This window comes from Alteromonas confluentis (assembly GCF_001757105.1).
GTDB lineage: Bacteria > Pseudomonadota > Gammaproteobacteria > Enterobacterales > Alteromonadaceae > Alteromonas > Alteromonas confluentis.
In genome coordinates this window covers 61769-76880 of the sequence record NZ_MDHN01000008.1, presented here as the reverse complement: position 1 = coordinate 76880, position 15112 = coordinate 61769, and the positions used below count along the sequence as shown (strand labels likewise).

Annotated in this window: 14 protein-coding genes; 4 read left to right on the top strand and 10 right to left on the bottom strand. The window is 46.8% G+C overall.

Annotated elements, in window-relative coordinates:
* Window positions 1–62 precede the first annotated feature (62 nt).
* The gene (locus tag BFC18_RS03500; RefSeq protein WP_070123807.1) at window positions 63–593 is read right to left on the bottom strand and encodes a DUF3016 domain-containing protein; all 531 of its coding nucleotides are present in this window, start codon (window positions 591–593) and stop codon (window positions 63–65) included.
* 276 nt (window positions 594–869) lie between these two features.
* Window positions 870–1235 carry a hypothetical protein gene (locus BFC18_RS03495; RefSeq protein ID WP_070123806.1) on the bottom strand — a complete coding sequence of 122 codons (366 nt, stop codon included), beginning with the start codon at window positions 1233–1235 and terminating at the stop codon, window positions 870–872.
* 263 nt (window positions 1236–1498) lie between these two features.
* Here BFC18_RS03495 and ccoG point away from each other — a divergent pair, with 263 nt between their 5' ends.
* The 4 genes from ccoG to BFC18_RS03475 all read left to right on the top strand — a co-directional run bounded on the left by ccoG (window position 1499) and on the right by BFC18_RS03475 (window position 5323).
* Window positions 1499–2932 (top strand): cytochrome c oxidase accessory protein CcoG, encoded by a 1434-nt coding sequence (gene ccoG / locus BFC18_RS03490; protein ID WP_070123805.1) that lies wholly within the window; start codon window positions 1499–1501, stop codon window positions 2930–2932.
* The gene (locus BFC18_RS03485; RefSeq protein ID WP_070123804.1) at window positions 2904–3911 is read left to right on the top strand and encodes a serine/threonine protein kinase; all 1008 of its coding nucleotides are present in this window, start codon (window positions 2904–2906) and stop codon (window positions 3909–3911) included. Before ccoG ends, BFC18_RS03485 begins: the two co-directional genes overlap by 29 nt.
* A 120-nt stretch (window positions 3912–4031) precedes the next feature.
* The gene (locus tag BFC18_RS03480; protein ID WP_070123803.1) at window positions 4032–4661 is read left to right on the top strand and encodes a thiol:disulfide interchange protein DsbA/DsbL; all 630 of its coding nucleotides are present in this window, start codon (window positions 4032–4034) and stop codon (window positions 4659–4661) included.
* A 71-nt stretch (window positions 4662–4732) separates the two neighbouring features.
* Window positions 4733–5323 carry an HD domain-containing protein gene (locus BFC18_RS03475; protein ID WP_070123942.1) on the top strand — a complete coding sequence of 197 codons (591 nt, stop codon included), beginning with the start codon at window positions 4733–4735 and terminating at the stop codon, window positions 5321–5323.
* Window positions 5324–5336: 13 nt separating this feature from the next.
* Here BFC18_RS03475 and mobA read toward each other — a convergent pair whose 3' ends face one another.
* From mobA to BFC18_RS03435, 8 genes are all read right to left on the bottom strand, one after another.
* Complete coding sequence (gene mobA / locus BFC18_RS03470) at window positions 5337–5912, bottom strand: molybdenum cofactor guanylyltransferase (protein ID WP_170826557.1); 576 nt, start codon at window positions 5910–5912, stop codon at window positions 5337–5339.
* Window positions 5891–7093, bottom strand: a complete 1203-nt coding sequence (locus BFC18_RS03465; protein ID WP_070123801.1) for an alginate export family protein — start codon at window positions 7091–7093, stop codon at window positions 5891–5893. Before BFC18_RS03465 ends, mobA begins: the two co-directional genes overlap by 22 nt.
* An 89-nt stretch (window positions 7094–7182) precedes the next feature.
* Window positions 7183–8034, bottom strand: coding sequence for an ABC transporter ATP-binding protein (locus tag BFC18_RS03460; RefSeq protein WP_070123800.1), 852 nt, complete (start codon window positions 8032–8034; stop codon window positions 7183–7185).
* Between the two features lie 16 nt (window positions 8035–8050).
* The gene (locus BFC18_RS03455; RefSeq protein ID WP_070123799.1) at window positions 8051–9040 is read right to left on the bottom strand and encodes an ABC transporter permease; all 990 of its coding nucleotides are present in this window, start codon (window positions 9038–9040) and stop codon (window positions 8051–8053) included.
* 21 nt (window positions 9041–9061) lie between these two features.
* Window positions 9062–10378 (bottom strand): CmpA/NrtA family ABC transporter substrate-binding protein, encoded by a 1317-nt coding sequence (locus tag BFC18_RS03450; RefSeq protein WP_245680332.1) that lies wholly within the window; start codon window positions 10376–10378, stop codon window positions 9062–9064.
* A gap of 441 nt (window positions 10379–10819) precedes the next feature.
* Window positions 10820–12541, bottom strand: a complete 1722-nt coding sequence (locus BFC18_RS03445; protein ID WP_342670027.1) for a bifunctional protein-serine/threonine kinase/phosphatase — start codon at window positions 12539–12541, stop codon at window positions 10820–10822.
* 29 nt (window positions 12542–12570) lie between these two features.
* Complete coding sequence (locus tag BFC18_RS03440; protein WP_070123798.1) at window positions 12571–14037, bottom strand: NarK family nitrate/nitrite MFS transporter; 1467 nt, start codon at window positions 14035–14037, stop codon at window positions 12571–12573.
* A 275-nt stretch (window positions 14038–14312) separates the two neighbouring features.
* A complete protein-coding gene (locus BFC18_RS03435) occupies window positions 14313–14909 on the bottom strand; it encodes a hypothetical protein (protein ID WP_070123797.1) in 597 nt (198 codons plus the stop codon).
* Window positions 14910–15112 lie beyond the last annotated feature (203 nt).

Genomic DNA, 15112 nt, shown 5'->3' with positions numbered 1-15112 from the left:
AGCGGGCATAAAAAAACCTGAACGACGTCAGGTTTTTTTGTAAACGAGCAGTATGCTAAACGTTAGTTTTGTGCGAGAGCATCGGCCATTTCTTCATCAAACCAATCTTTCAGCATCGCTTTCTCATATCCCAGATATTCGTTTTGTCTGAACGTGGATGGATTATCAAGAAAGCTCATGTCTTTTAACTTCACATCAGCACTTTTTAGTACTTTGCCACTATCATCAGTGAGTGAATAAGAAAACGAAATTCGGGGAATGTCCACACGCTTAATGATGCGAACGTCACTGCCTGTGGCGTTGCCGAATACGAAACTGCTTGGCCATACCTGCCCCGCAAGATCCAGATTGGTGACGGTCATTGATAATTTTTCTTTCTCAGGCAGCTTTTCAGCGAGTTCACCCACGTACTTATCGAGGGCCTCGAAAGTGCGTTCACGAAACTTAACCCGACTTTCATTCGTCGGCCTTACATCTGCGTACTTTTCAGGATTCTGCCAATTAATTTCTACAGATGCAGCCAGTGCATTTGCCGATATTGTCAGGCTGCTTGTTGCCAACGAAACCAGCACAGCTTTCGTCAGAGTATTCATGCTTTGTCTCCTTTAGAAAATAGACAACTGCCGCGAAGTGCCAAACCACAGAGCACCCGTTCGAACGACTACACATGCACAAATGGGTGCCTCATGATGATTAGAACAGAATATCACCGATTTGTTCCCATTGTGGGCGTTTATTATTAAACAAGGCAGATGAACTTAAGCTGAACGACTGAGATCAAAATAACGCAGAAACGCGCTATGCGATTCAGCGAGGGAAATACGTGTAGGAAAGTATATAGTGCGGGGGGCCACTTGGTATCGTTGCAATTACAACGTGGCAGACAGCAGTTCCGTACTGGCGATGGCGGCGCAAAAATGCCTCAACTCGCCACCACTAATAAAGGGGTTAATATCGTCGGTTACGCAATAGGTGTGATGAAAAGAAATGATGCTATCGCGACTTTGCAGGATGTCATCGACATAATCCTGTTGGAACGGACGAAGTTGTTCCCGCATGGGTGCCGTTACCGATAGCAGAGATTCCAGTTCTTTGCGTTCCTGCCATGTGGCTACATATTCATACCAGCTACTCACTTCAGCCTGAGCATCTTTAAAAATATACTGAACCATTGGTAAACGGAGCACAAAGATCAGTACTGCTATCTCTGATATCACCAAAAAACCACGCCACATCTGATTAACCTGACCCTGTAATCGCAAAGCCAATCTCATTCAGACAGCAGAGACACGGCTTTATATTTAACCTGATAACCTGTTGAGAATATAACCGCCTGAAAGCTAATTAAATAGTTTGAGTTTTATACCTGAATATTGTTTTTAATAAGCCGGAACAGACTGTTATGCACTTTTTTTCTTGATCTGTATTAAGTCTGGCTTATCTACTCTTGCTATACTGGCAGCAAATAACAGACACCTGTGTCAGTAAGGTTGCCTTCATGAGCGAACAAATTCAGGTAAAAAACGTCTCTCCGGTAAAAGTGCATCAGCCGCCCGGTGGCAGTAACAAAAAACGCCCATCGGCGCGCAGCCAAATTTATGTTCGTGCCGTTAAGGGCCCTATCGAGACGTTCCGCCGCTTATTTGGCTTTATTTTTGTTGGTATTTTTGCGCTCATTCCCTGGATTCAATACGACGGGCATCAGGCTATTCTGCTGGATATTATGAACCAGCGTTTTACCATTTTTGGTCTCACGCTGTGGCCGCAAGATCTCACGTTACTGGCATACATCTTTATTGTCGGTGCATTCGCGCTGTTTTTTGTCACCACTTTCGCCGGGCGGGTGTGGTGTGGATTTATGTGCCCGCAAACCACTTGGGTTTATATGTACGTGTGGTTTGAAGAAAAAATTGAAGGGCCCCGTAACAAGCGCATTAAGCTGGATGAGCGCCCTCTCGATTTCGATAAGTTCTGGCGCAAATCACTCAAGCATATTGCCTGGCTTTCTGTTGCCATGCTCACCGCCCTCACCTTTGTAGGTTACTTCACACCGATCGGCGCCTTGTTTATCGACTTTTTTACCTTCAATGCCAGTTTCTGGGCGGTATTTTCAATTCTGTTCTTCGCAGGTTGTACCTATGGGAATGCCGGTTGGATGCGAGAAATCATGTGTACCCACATGTGCCCTTACGCCCGCTTTCAATCTGCCATGTTCGATAAAGACACCTTTACGGTTTCTTACGATTACAACCGAGGGGAGAAACGTGGACCTCGCCCCCGTAAACTGAAGCATGAAGAATTGGCTGACAAAGCGCTCGGTGATTGTATCGACTGCAACCTGTGTGTGCAGGTATGCCCTACCGGTATCGATATTCGCAATGGACTGCAATATGAATGTATCAACTGCGGTGCGTGTGTAGATGCCTGCAATGGCGTTATGGAGAAAATGAACTATCCCAAAGGGCTGATTAGTTTTACGTCTGAAGAGCGTCTTACAGGAGGCCATACAAATATTGTGCGGCCCAAACTGATTGGCTATTTCGTGGTACTGTTAGTGATGATTGGCCTGCTCATGGCAGATATTCTCACTCGCTCACCATTAGAAGTCGACCTGATACGTGATCGCAACTCCCTGTTCCGAGAAAACGGCCGGGGCAATGTAGAGAACGTCTACACCATCAAAATTCTGAACAAATCTCAGGACACCCATACCTACACTATCGAGGTGAAAGGTTTAGCTAGCTACAATATTTTAGCCGATACCACAGTAACTGTTGGTGGCGGAGAAGTCTTCAGTATGCCACTATCTCTGGAAACCTCTCCGAAGAACCTTAGCGAGGCGGTGACAGACATTTATTTCCATGTCCGTACCGAAGATGCTGAGGGCAATGTTGTGGAAGTCGATGAACCAACAAAATTCCTCTACAGATAATAAAGAACAAGGCGATTTTGCCTTTGCGGGCTTAAGCCCTGACACCGTATTAGACGCCCTTGAAAGTTGCCGGATTTTCCCAGAATCTGGCTTGCTGGCGCTAAACAGCTATGAAAACCGGGTTTACCAGTTCAAAGCCGATGACGGTCAGCGTCTGGTGGTTAAATTCTATCGCCCCAGTCGCTGGAGCGATGAACAAATCCTTGAAGAACACAGTTTCGCCAAAGAAATCGCCGATGCCGATATTCCACTGGTGGCGCCGATGGAAGTCGACGGGAAAACCCTGCACCATGCATGCGGATTCCGTTTTGCTGTATTTCCGTCTGCCGGTGGACGGCAGTTCGAAGTTGATAACCTCGATCAGCTTGAGTGGATGGGACGCTTCATCGGCCGCATGCATCGCGTCGCGCAGGCTAAGCCTTTTCAATTTCGCCCCGAACTTAATCTGCAGAATTTTCTCGACAAACCTCGAAAGATCCTCACCACAAGCCGACTATTGCCACGCCATTTAGAGACCGCCTTTTTTGCTATTCTTGACCCATTGATTAAAGAAACCCAAAAGCGGTACAGCGCCACCGACCTTATTCGCCTTCATGGCGACTGTCACCCAGGCAACATTCTCTGGCGAGACGGCCCCATGTTTGTGGATTTAGATGATTGTCGTATGGGGCCAGCCATCCAGGATTTGTGGATGATGCTGTGTGGTGACAGGCAACAACAATTGCTGCAGTTGGATGTACTGGTAGAAGCTTACGAAGAATTCCACAGCTTCGACAACAACCAACTTGCGCTGATTGAGCCGCTTCGTGCCATGCGTATGGTGCATTATATGGCCTGGTTGTCTCAACGCTGGGAAGACCCGGCATTTCCGCGGGCGTTTCCCTGGTTTGCCGAAGATAAATACTGGGAAGGGCAGATCCTTGCACTTAAAGAACAATTGGCAGCGCTTCACGAGCCACCGCTAAAGCTGGGTTATTAATCCAGACTTAGGCCGAAACTTGCTGTTAACTCGCGTTTACGACATCTTGTCGTGAACGCTAGTCGGCACGGGATCACTGTGGTACTCTTTTTTTGATTTTGTATTATGGATTGTTAACCGATGAAAAAAATTGCTTTATTTCTGTTGACTGCCCTGCTGCTTCCTCTGCAGGCTTGCGCAGATGACGTTAAGTGGAAAGAAGGAACCCATTACGAAGTATTAGACCAGCCGGCAACGTCAAAGCCTACGGTTTATGAGTTCGCTTCCTTCTGGTGCGGTCACTGCTTCCGTTTCGAGCCAGTGGTTGCCGAAATCAAAAAAGCCCTGCCAGAAAACGTAAAGTTTACCAAGATCCACGTGAACTTCATGCCTGGTGCGGACGAATCAGTACAGGATGACGCCACCCGCGCCATGATGATTGGTCGCGTGCTAAAACGTGAAGATGAGTTGAACGGTGCAATCTTTAACTACATTCATCAGCAACGTGCCTCAATAGGTGGAATGTCTGATTTGAAAAACATCTTTGTGGTTAATGATGTCGACCCGGAAGAGTTCGACAAGTTAGCGAAAACATCTAACTTCTCTGTTGATAATATGGTGAAGAAAAACCTGAAAATTCAGGAACAATATCGTAAAGATGTGACCGGTACGCCAACATTTATCGTAAACGGTAAATACAAGGCAACCTTTGTACAAGGCATGACTTTCGATGACGTTAGAGATTTGGTTGTTTGGCTTTCTCAGCAGTAACACAAATATGATTTGAAAAACGCGCCCCAATGGCGCGTTTTTTATTTGGAGCTTATTTTTTGGAGGTAGCAATGAGCGATATTCAGGCCTTTGCCGATTTCATCCGCGAACTCGATCAACTTAAAGCCGTGAAGCGACAAGTACGTTTACCTTGCGACGGTGATCGACAGGAAAATAGTGCAGAGCACAGCTGGCATGTGGCGTTAATGGCTAACGTGTTAGCGCCTTATGCCGAGCAGGCAATAGACATTCAGCGCGTCACGCAGATGATACTGATCCACGATCTGGTGGAAATTGATGCCGGTGACTTATTTGCCTTTGCAGAAGTGGCAGATCATGCAGAACAAGAAACCAAGGAATTCGCTGCCGCAGACCGCATTTTCGGCTTGCTGCCTGAAGCCCAAGGGAAACATCTTCATGCTTTGTGGCATGAGTTTGAGGCGGCAGAAACCGCAGATGCTAAATTTGCCAAAGCCATGGATCGGGTTTTACCGGTGTTCCAGAATATGGCAGCAGAAGGCGGAAGTTGGGTTCGCCACAACGTAGCGAAAAGTAAAATTCTGGCCAGAAATGCCCATCTTGAGCATTGTGCACCTAAATTGTGGGCCTATGTGAACGAACAGTTGGATTTGGCGGTGTCAAAAGGCTGGCTTACTGCGTAAACGGCTACCCGTTTTATTTCGTCAGTTCGTTAATTTTTGCCCAGTCGTCGGGATCGTTCACATTCATAAGTTCGTTCCCGAATCGCTGTAAATCAACTGCTTCGCCGTTAAAACAGTGAAGTAAGCCCCGTAATGATAACGATGCGTTTTCTGCTGTGCGCTGCTGCAACTGACGAAATCCTTCTTCCGAGTACAACAACACTAATGGCATCACTGCATCTAATGCGTACACGCTACAGTTATTGTTACGACTGGCATCAAGGGCAGCTTGTAAACAAGCAACAGAACACAGCGGCATATCTACCGGCATGCATAGAAGCCTTGCCCCGTCCTCCACATCAGCTTGTTCAAGCAAACTGAAAAGGGCCATAGCAGGCCCTTTGTCTTTGTAGGTATCGATAAAATCACAATCTTCCCGGCCTGCAGTGAACACGTTTTCTGTCACGGTTGAAAGACGCTGACGCGTGACGTCGAGTAACGTGCTGCCCCCCAGTTTCAGACGAGACTTATCCCGCCCCATTCTGGAGGACTTACCACCGCAGAGAATAACCCCGGTAGTCTGATTGTTTAGAATTTTAAGCCTACCCACACCCATACTTTATCTGTATCCACTTTAATGTCGCCGGCATCGTAGGTCGCATACTTAACACCGAGTGAGAAATGTTCTGCAAACTTCGTCACATATTGTAAATTAAGTTCGCTACCCAGATCACTGATTTCTGCCGTAGCTTCATCAGCATCAAACTCATGGTAGGCAGCCAACACTTTACCACCAAATAGTGGGCCAGTGATGGTGAATGACAAATCTTCAAGACCTTGAGCTGGTGTTGCCAGGAATTGGTCACTCCAACCGTTAAATTTGTGTAGCGTTGCTAACGGGGTTGAGAAACCGTACATGCCGTCATCTGAACCCAATACTTCATAGGTAACCTTTCCGGTGAAGCCAGATACTACGGCACCACCTTCCAACATCAGATAGTCGGCATCGTAGCTGGCCGCGCCAGAGTCATTACTTTGGGTAGCAAATTCAGCGTTATAAATCAGTTTGAATCCATCGAGTTCAGTGCTGCCTGCATAGCTGATACCGTAAGTATCTAATGAGTTGTTGGTATCGTTATCAACTTCAAGCAGATACGCATAACCCGTGAACTTACCGATAGGGCTAACGTAAGACACGTTAACCAGGTGATCTTTGCTGTCTAGATCCTGTGCTTCAGCGAAGATGCGGTTACGCTGAGTAACATAACCGTAGAATGCTGTGAGGTCACCATAGGTGTATTTTGCAGAAACGGCATCAAACGTTTGCCAATCCTGACGCCAGCCAACGTGACCAACAAACCGGTGTCCATCGAGAGCGATGATTTGACGACCGGCTTTCAGAGTCAGGTTTTCATTTTTGTACTGTACAAAGCCTTGATGTAATTCGGTGGTCTCAGGGTCGGCAACAACTGAATATTCGCCTGGCTTGAAACCTGTAGGTGGCACAGAGTATTCGCCTTGGTCAAACGCAATACGCACATCTTCCATTTGCGCGGTAACCGAGAAGCCATTGTAGCTACCGGTGGTCACACCAACCAGCGTACGCAGCGTCAGTGCACTAGCATCTTTCAATGCATTGTCTTGATCCACACCTTCATAGCGCACACGAAAATCAGCGGTTGCTGTAGATTGCTTCATTGCGTCATACCAGTCGGCGGCCATCGCAGGGAAAAGTGCACCAGAGAGTGCGACTGCGACGACTGTTTTTTTGAAAAATGCAGTTGGTTTCATTGTGTATTCCTCTGATTTTGAGTCAGAGATAGCCCGCCCGATCCAATTGGCCGAGCTATCTCATTGATTTTTATTTAAGTGTTGTTTTTTTAAGCGGCGTCAGTCTTGCTTGATGACGCGCCTTTTTCCGTGCCTGATTTTCTTGCGCTCACTGGCTCCACTTTCTTCTGTTTTTCATACAAGAAAGTCAGCACTTCATGGCGATAGTGGTTGTATTCCGGATTGTCAGCTAGCACCAGACGATTTCGGGGACGAGGCAAATTCACCTCAAGTATTTCGCCGACTGTGGCGGCAGGCCCATTGGTCATCATAACAATGCGATCAGAAAGCAGCACGGCTTCGTCAACATCGTGGGTAATCATGATAACGGTATTGCCTAAATCGGCGTGGATTTCCATTAACGAGTCTTGCAGGTGGGCGCGGGTTAATGCATCCAGTGCACCGAAGGGTTCGTCCATTAGCAGAACCTTCGGTTCCATCGCCAGTGCTCGAGCAATACCGACCCGCTGTTTCATACCACCAGAAATTTCTGAAGGTAGCTTGTCGATGGCGTGAGTCATGTGCACCAATTCCAGGTTGTGCATCACCCACTCTCTGATCTCAGCTTTACTTTTGCCACGCAGCGTTTGCTTAACAGCAAGCTCTACATTTTTATACACCGACAACCATGGCAACAAAGAATGGTTTTGGAACACCACGGCGCGTTCCGGACCCGGTTCCTTCACTTCTACGTTATCCAGAATAACGCCACCCGTGGTTGCCTGATGAAGGCCGGCCACGATATTCAGTACCGTCGACTTACCACAACCTGAGTGACCAATTAGCGAGATAAACTCCCCTTTTTTGATATTCAGGTTTACGTCGCGTAACGCAGTAAAAGGGCCTTTAGGTGTAGGAAAGTCGATTCCTACCTGAGTCAGTTCGAGATGTTTTGCGTTCATGCTCATATCCTCTTAATTAGCGTAATACGCTGTTTTTGTCCCAGCTAACCATGCGTTGCAACATCAGCATGATGCGGTCCAGTACAAAACCGATAGCACCGATGGTTAATACAGCAACCATGATTCGGGCCAATGAATCTGAGCTTCCGTTCTGGAACTCGTCCCATACAAACTTTCCTAGACCTGGATTCTGCGCCAACATTTCTGCGGCAATCAAAACCATCCAGCCAATACCCAGCGACAAACGTAAGCCGGTAAAAATCATTGGGATGGATGCAGGCAAAACAATTTTCGACAAGTGAGTAAGGGGCTTGAGGCGCAGAACGCGACTCACGTTCACCAGATCTTTGTCGATGTTTGATACCCCAACAGCGGTGTTAATCAGCGTTGGCCACAAACAGCACAGCGATACGGTAAATGCAGAAGTCACAAAGGATTTCGAGAACATTGGATCATCTGAAACATAAAGGGCACTGACCACCATGGTTACCAGTGGTAGCCAGGCCAAGGGAGAAACAGGTTTAAATAGCTGAATCAGAGGATTAATAGCGGTATAAGCAGATTTGCTCAGGCCGCACACAATACCAACCGGTACCGCAATTAATGACGCAATCAAGAAACCAATCATAACGGTGTATAGGCTGGTCCAGATTTGGTCAAAAAAGGTTGGCGCACCGGTAAACTCACGAATTTTTGGCTCGTAAGTTGGGTCTTTGGCGACCCGTGCAGCATTGCGCTCTTCCTGTCGGGCGTAGAACGCATCGGCTTTTTCACGCTGAGCACTATGTTCGCTAACGAGTGTCAGCGTCTGTTCCCAAACTTGCGCCGGACCGGGGAACTGCCCGAGTGACGTATCAATGGTTTTAGCCACACCATTCCAGACAGCCAGGAAAAGCAGTAAACCAATTACCGGCAATAACAATGCCTGTAAGTGTGAAAGTAACGTTTTACCCATGCTGCTTTCCTTAGAGCCGATGAATGTGACAATAGACGCTGACTTACTCATTTTCGTATCTCCTGTCTGTGCTTAAAGCACAGTGTCGCCTTTCAGACCAATACCAAAGCTTTCAAGGTAAGCGTTAGGCTTGGTACCGTCGTAAGTTACGCCGTCGATAAATTCGCTCTGTGGCGGTTTGAAACCTGATTCAGAATCGAAGTCAGGGAAATCAGCCGCTTTCGCTTTACCTTCAGCAATCAGTGCTTTCGCTGCAACCGCGTAAATATCAGGGCGATATACTTTCTTCGCCATATCCATGTACCAGCTGTCAGGCTTAGATTCTGAAATCTGACCCCAACGACGCATTTGCGTTAAATACCAGATGGCATCGCTGTAGTACGGATAGGTTGCGTTGTAACGGAAGAATACGTTGAAGTCAGGTACGTCACGCTTGTCGCCCTTTTCGTATTCGAATGTACCCGTCATAGAGTTCGCCAGTACGGCTTCATCTGCACCCACATAAGAAGGTTTAGACAGAATTTTTACTGCTTCAGGACGGTTCGCGTTGTTGTTTTCATCCAGCCACATCGCTGCACGAATCATCGCTTTTACAACACGAAGGTGCGTGTTCGGATATTTTTCAGCCCACACATTGCTTACACCAAATACTTTTTCCGGGTTGTTTTTCCAGATTTCGTAATCAGTGATAACAGGTACGCCGATACCTTTGAATACCGCTTGTTGGTTCCATGGCTCACCTACGCAGTAGCCATAGATTGTGCCGGCTTCCATGGTTGCAGGCATTTGCGGTGGAGGGGTTACAGACAGCAAAGCTTCCGCGTCGATTTGACCTGATGTGTCACCTTTATGTGGTGCGTAATAACCAGGGTGAATACCACCCGCGGCTAACCAGTAGCGCAGTTCGTAGTTGTGGGTAGAAACCGGGAATACCATACCCATGTTGAACGGCTTACCAGCTTCACGGTAGCTTTCGACAACAGGCTTCAGGTAGTCGGCTTTGATTGGGTGCACAGGCTGACCATCTTCAACCGGAATGTGCTTTTCCATTTCTTTCCAGATGTCATTAGAAACAGTAATACCGTTACCGTTTAAGTCCATGCTGAAAGCGGTGATGATGTGTGCTTCAGTACCAAAACCGATGGTTGCACCCAATGGTTGGCCTGCCAGCATGTGTGCGCCATCCAATTGACCGTCGATGACACGGTCGAGCAATACCTTCCAGTTTGCTTGTGCTTCCAAAGTGACATACAGACCTTCGTCTTCGAAAAAGCCTTTTTCATATGCAATGGCAAGGGGTGCCATGTCGGTAAGCTTAATAAAACCAAATTTCAGTTCTTCTTTTTCGGGCCAGTCAATTTCTTCAGCTGCCTGAACTCCAGCACTCATCACACCAGAAACTGAAACCGCCAGCGCTAATGCACTTACGATACCTTTCAGCTTTTTCTTCACTCCATCAAACTTCTCATACTGATTCATTTTCGGGTTCCTTACAGCCAAAAAAAAAGCCCACCGCGATTCATCTGCTGATGAATCGCGGTGGGCTTCGTTGCCTTTCGAAACAGCTACGTTGCTATTTCATTTAATTAATTGTGTGTCTCTCTCAGACAAAATCTATTTAGCATCAACGATGCCAATTTTTTAAAACAATTAAAATCAACAACTTAGAAAAAAGCTGAGGATAGTCCTTTCGATTTTTGGAGCAAAGTAGTGCATTTATGCACAAATAACGTTCAAATCACCCATGCAGGGTGCATCGAAAATGCACAAATACGGTTCATCACTGCACTTTAGCGACACAATGTAACCTTTTCACGACTTTTAGCGCAATTAATGACGAAACAAGGAAAGAACGAGTAAAGCCAGCAAGATCACGCTTATTCCCTGCCAAACCAAGACAGGATTTCGCTCAATCAAGGGTTTTTGTTTTGTTTGGCGAGTTAACGATACACCGGGGGTGCGCAAGTCGCTTTCAAATTCAGAAAACGCTTCATAACGGTAGGCGGGGTTGGGTCGTAATGCTTTTTTAAGGCACTCGTCGAGCCAAATGGGGAGGTCGGAACGATACCGGCTCAGCGGCACATATTCCCAGGCGTGATAGTTAACTGGAATTGCACTATCACTGTTCATTTCACTATAGGGAAGTTTCCCGGTAAGTAATTCGTAGCAGACTACGGCGGTGGAAAACAGGTCGCTACGGAAGTCTGCTTCATTATGGATCAGGTATTCAGGTGCAATGTAGTTCACCGATCCCACCGGCGTACCCTCCTGCAATTGCAGCCCGACTTCTTTGTGAGCAGCAACCAGCACCGTGCCAAAATCAATGAGTTTAATTTCGCCTGCGTCTGTCAGCATGACATTTTCAGGTTTAATATCCCGATGCACCATTTGTTGCCGCTGCATTGCCCGAAGCGCCTTTATCATTTGCAAGATAAGTCTTCGCACTTTATCAAATGAGGGCTGTGGATTGTCGATAATCCACTGTCGTAACGTAGCCCCTTCCACATACTCACAGATGTGATACATAAATTTTGCTGATGCCGGACGGGGCACGATTTTCATGATATGCGTGTGATTCAAGGTACTGCCCACCCACTCTTCTCGAAGAAAGCCATCGAGATAGACCGGATCATCAGAAAAATAAGACGATGGCGTTTTCAAACAACGCAACTGCCCCGTGGCCTCTTCAACAACTTTATATAAGCTACTGCGGGTGCCATTAAACAGCATTTCGACAACACGATAACCCTCTAGCTTCATGCCATCCTCTAAGGCAGGAGGAATGGCTAAGGAATAAATTTTTTTACAGGCCTCTTCAAGGTTAAGCTTGGGAATAGCCACCACTTTCAACAGCAGACAACTCACGTTGTCGTCACTGCCATTTTCGATGGCCCGTCGAGTTAGCGCTTCCGCTTTTTGCTCAAGATTACTTTCATCAGCATCTCTTAATATCTCTTTAAATTCCGCCGCAGAGATAAACCCGTGTAATCCGTCGGTACTCAACAGGAACACATCACCAACGCGCAACTCAAGAGACTGGTAGTCAATTTCTAACCGCGAATCTATACCCAATGCCCGGATGAGCGATCCGCCTTTGTTGCCCCCCAGGGTATGATCTTTCGTGATTTGCTCAAGATTGCCTGCGTCGCACCGATAGAGCCGACTATCACCGGCGTGAAAGACAAATGCGGTTGCAGATTTAAAGATAAGACCCGTGAAGGTAGTGACACACTGACTGCCCGAGCCAACAGAATAATCTACCTGGCTGTGGCACCAGCGATTAAGACTGGTAAGAATTTGGCCTGCGGCTTTTTTTACTGTCCAGCTGACCGATGTTTGCCGATAGTCGTTGATAAAGCTGGTAACCGCCATTTGCGACGCTTCTTTTGCCCGGGAACAGGCTGAAACGCCATCCGCAATAACGGCAGTTACCCCTTTGTTAGTCAGTTCAGCGTCGGTGCCATGCCAGGCAGCGAACGCGTCCTGATTTTCGTCTTTTATTCCGGCGGTACTATGACCGCCCATCGCGACTTTAAGCACTGAACCCGACACGCACTGATTCCGTTTAATTTACTGTTAAATCAGGATACCTCAATCAGTTCAACGGTGCCGTCTTCTTTTACTTCAGTGATGGTACCGCTCGGCTCTTTCATAAATAACAATGCGACAAAACCAAGCACGGCGGTTCCGCTGATCACCAGGAAGAATGTAGATGTATCGACCATGGCATACACCGTTAGATACGTTACCGCACCTACGTTCCCGTAGGCACCTGTCATACCGGCAATTTGGCCAGTAAGACGACGTTTAATCAGTGGCACAACCGCAAACACCGCACCTTCTCCTGACTGAACGAAGAACGAGCAAGCCATCACCGCCAGTACTGCCAGCCAGATGGGCCACGATGCATCAATCAGGCTAAGTGAGAAATAGCCTAGCGCCAGTCCCGCAGTAAGAATCAAAAGCGTTTTCTTACGCCCAAACTTGTCTGAAATTAAGCCGCCACCAGGACGAGACATCAGATTCATAAAGGCATAAAGCCCTGCCAGTAAACCAGCAACAGCCATGCTCAACTCAAAGGTTTCAGCAAAAAATGCTGGTAGCATAGATACTACGGCCAGTTCAGAGCCAAACGTTGCAAAGTAAAGAATATTCAATACTGCCACCTGCTTGAATTCGTATCGGTGTGCTTCAGGCACTGGCTTTTCAAACAACGGCTTGTTCACTTTAAAGGTAGAGTAAGCATCAAACAGGTAAAGTGCGGTTAATCCAGCATAGATAATATTGCATGCGGTGTAGCTAAGCAGTGGTAAACCACTTGGAGACAGTTTATACGCCAGCAGTGCCAATATTAAATACATAGGCAGCTTCATCACCAACAGGAAGAATAAGTCGCCTTTAGAGGTCACTTCCATACCGCCCAGGTTTTTCGGACGGAAGTAGGTAGAACCTTTTGGCGTATCAGAAACGTTTTTGTAGTAAATAACAGAAAACAGAATACACAATGCACCGGTAATGCCTATGGCATATCGCCAGCCATCTTCACCACCAAAAAGCAATGCCAGGGTGGGTAAGGTGAATGCCGCTGCCGCTGAACCAAAGTTACCCCATCCGCCATAAATACCTTCAGCAGTACCTAACTCTTTTGGTGGGAACCATTCACTCACCATACGAATACCAATAACAAAGCCTGCACCAATAAAACCAAGTGCAAAACGGGCTAGTGCCATTTGGGTAAAGTTTTCCGCGAGGGCGAAGGCAAAGCAAGGAACAGAAGAAATAAGCAGCAGGGCTGAATAGACTTTTCTTGGGCCGAATTTGTCAGTTAACGCACCGATAACCACTCGGGCGGGGATCGTGAGCGCAACGTTGAGGATCAATAGTGTTTTCCACTCCTGAATACTCATGCCCAGATCATTGACGATGACCTCCTTGAGCGGTGCCATATTGAACCACACGAGGAAGGTAATAAAGAACACCATCCAGGAAAGATGAAGTATCTTCATTTTTCCCGTGAACGAAAACAAATTGAATTTTTCGGCTGACATATGCGTTTTCCTGAGACAAAAAAAAACCCACAGCTATCCTCAAGGGACAGTTATGGGCTTCATTACCGGTGGTCAGTGAAATATCACTGACAATATAATTTATTATTATACAGTGGGCCGAGGCCTCACTATTATGCCGGATAAAAGCAAATCCTTTGCCAAAACAAAAAATCACATACAATCATAATCTTACTGAAAAAACTTGCGCGTAGCCTGGAAAAAGAGGTTCTAAATGAGTGCAACCTCACCTTTTTAGTGCAGATTGGTTTGCAAGCTTAGAGCATGCCTAGCAAATCTGATTGATAGCCTTTAATGGTTAAAATGCAGGTGTGGGCAATGCGCCCTTCATCCTTGCCAGAGAGTGCTAGCGCATTGACCCGCGAAAAAAGTAGCGACTTTTGATAGTCACAGTATCGCTGCAGCAGGTAGAAAAAACGGCTGCTCTTGTTCATTACCGGGCCGATGTAGTTATGTAAGCGTCTTTGCTCAACTTCATAGATTTCGCAGATAGTTTGACTGGCCAGCAATTTCCCCAAACAGACGATTTCAGAGCATTTTTGGTTACCGCATTCACCCACCCAAGGGCAGCAGCCAGATAGATCCTGAATATCTGCGCGCAAACAATGCATAACGGGCAGGCCGTTGCCGCCACTTCCCCAGGACAATATATCTGTATCGGGACGGCCGTTTACCGATATCGATGACAGAGACATGAGGAAACGATAATGATGTAGGAGTAATGTGCTTACACGTTTTTTACTGTAGAAAACTTTTTTCTGTTTAAGGAATTGCTTGAACTGATTTGCGGTGAATGAAGATGCATTGCTGATTCGTTCAGCGCTTACACTACCGTGCAGCATCACAAGGGTCATCGAATAATCCTGTAAGAAGCGAGTTGGCTATTCTCCGCTGAATTTGCCCAATACTCTGAGAAGTGTGCCACAGGTGACTGCAGTGCCAGCGGACAAGAGCAGAAAAAACAGAGCGTCCATTTTTCACCTCCATATTTGAAGAAAAAAAGCTGCCCCAGGGAAAGGGGCAGAAACCAAGTGCGAGTTTCAAGATAGGTTCAACT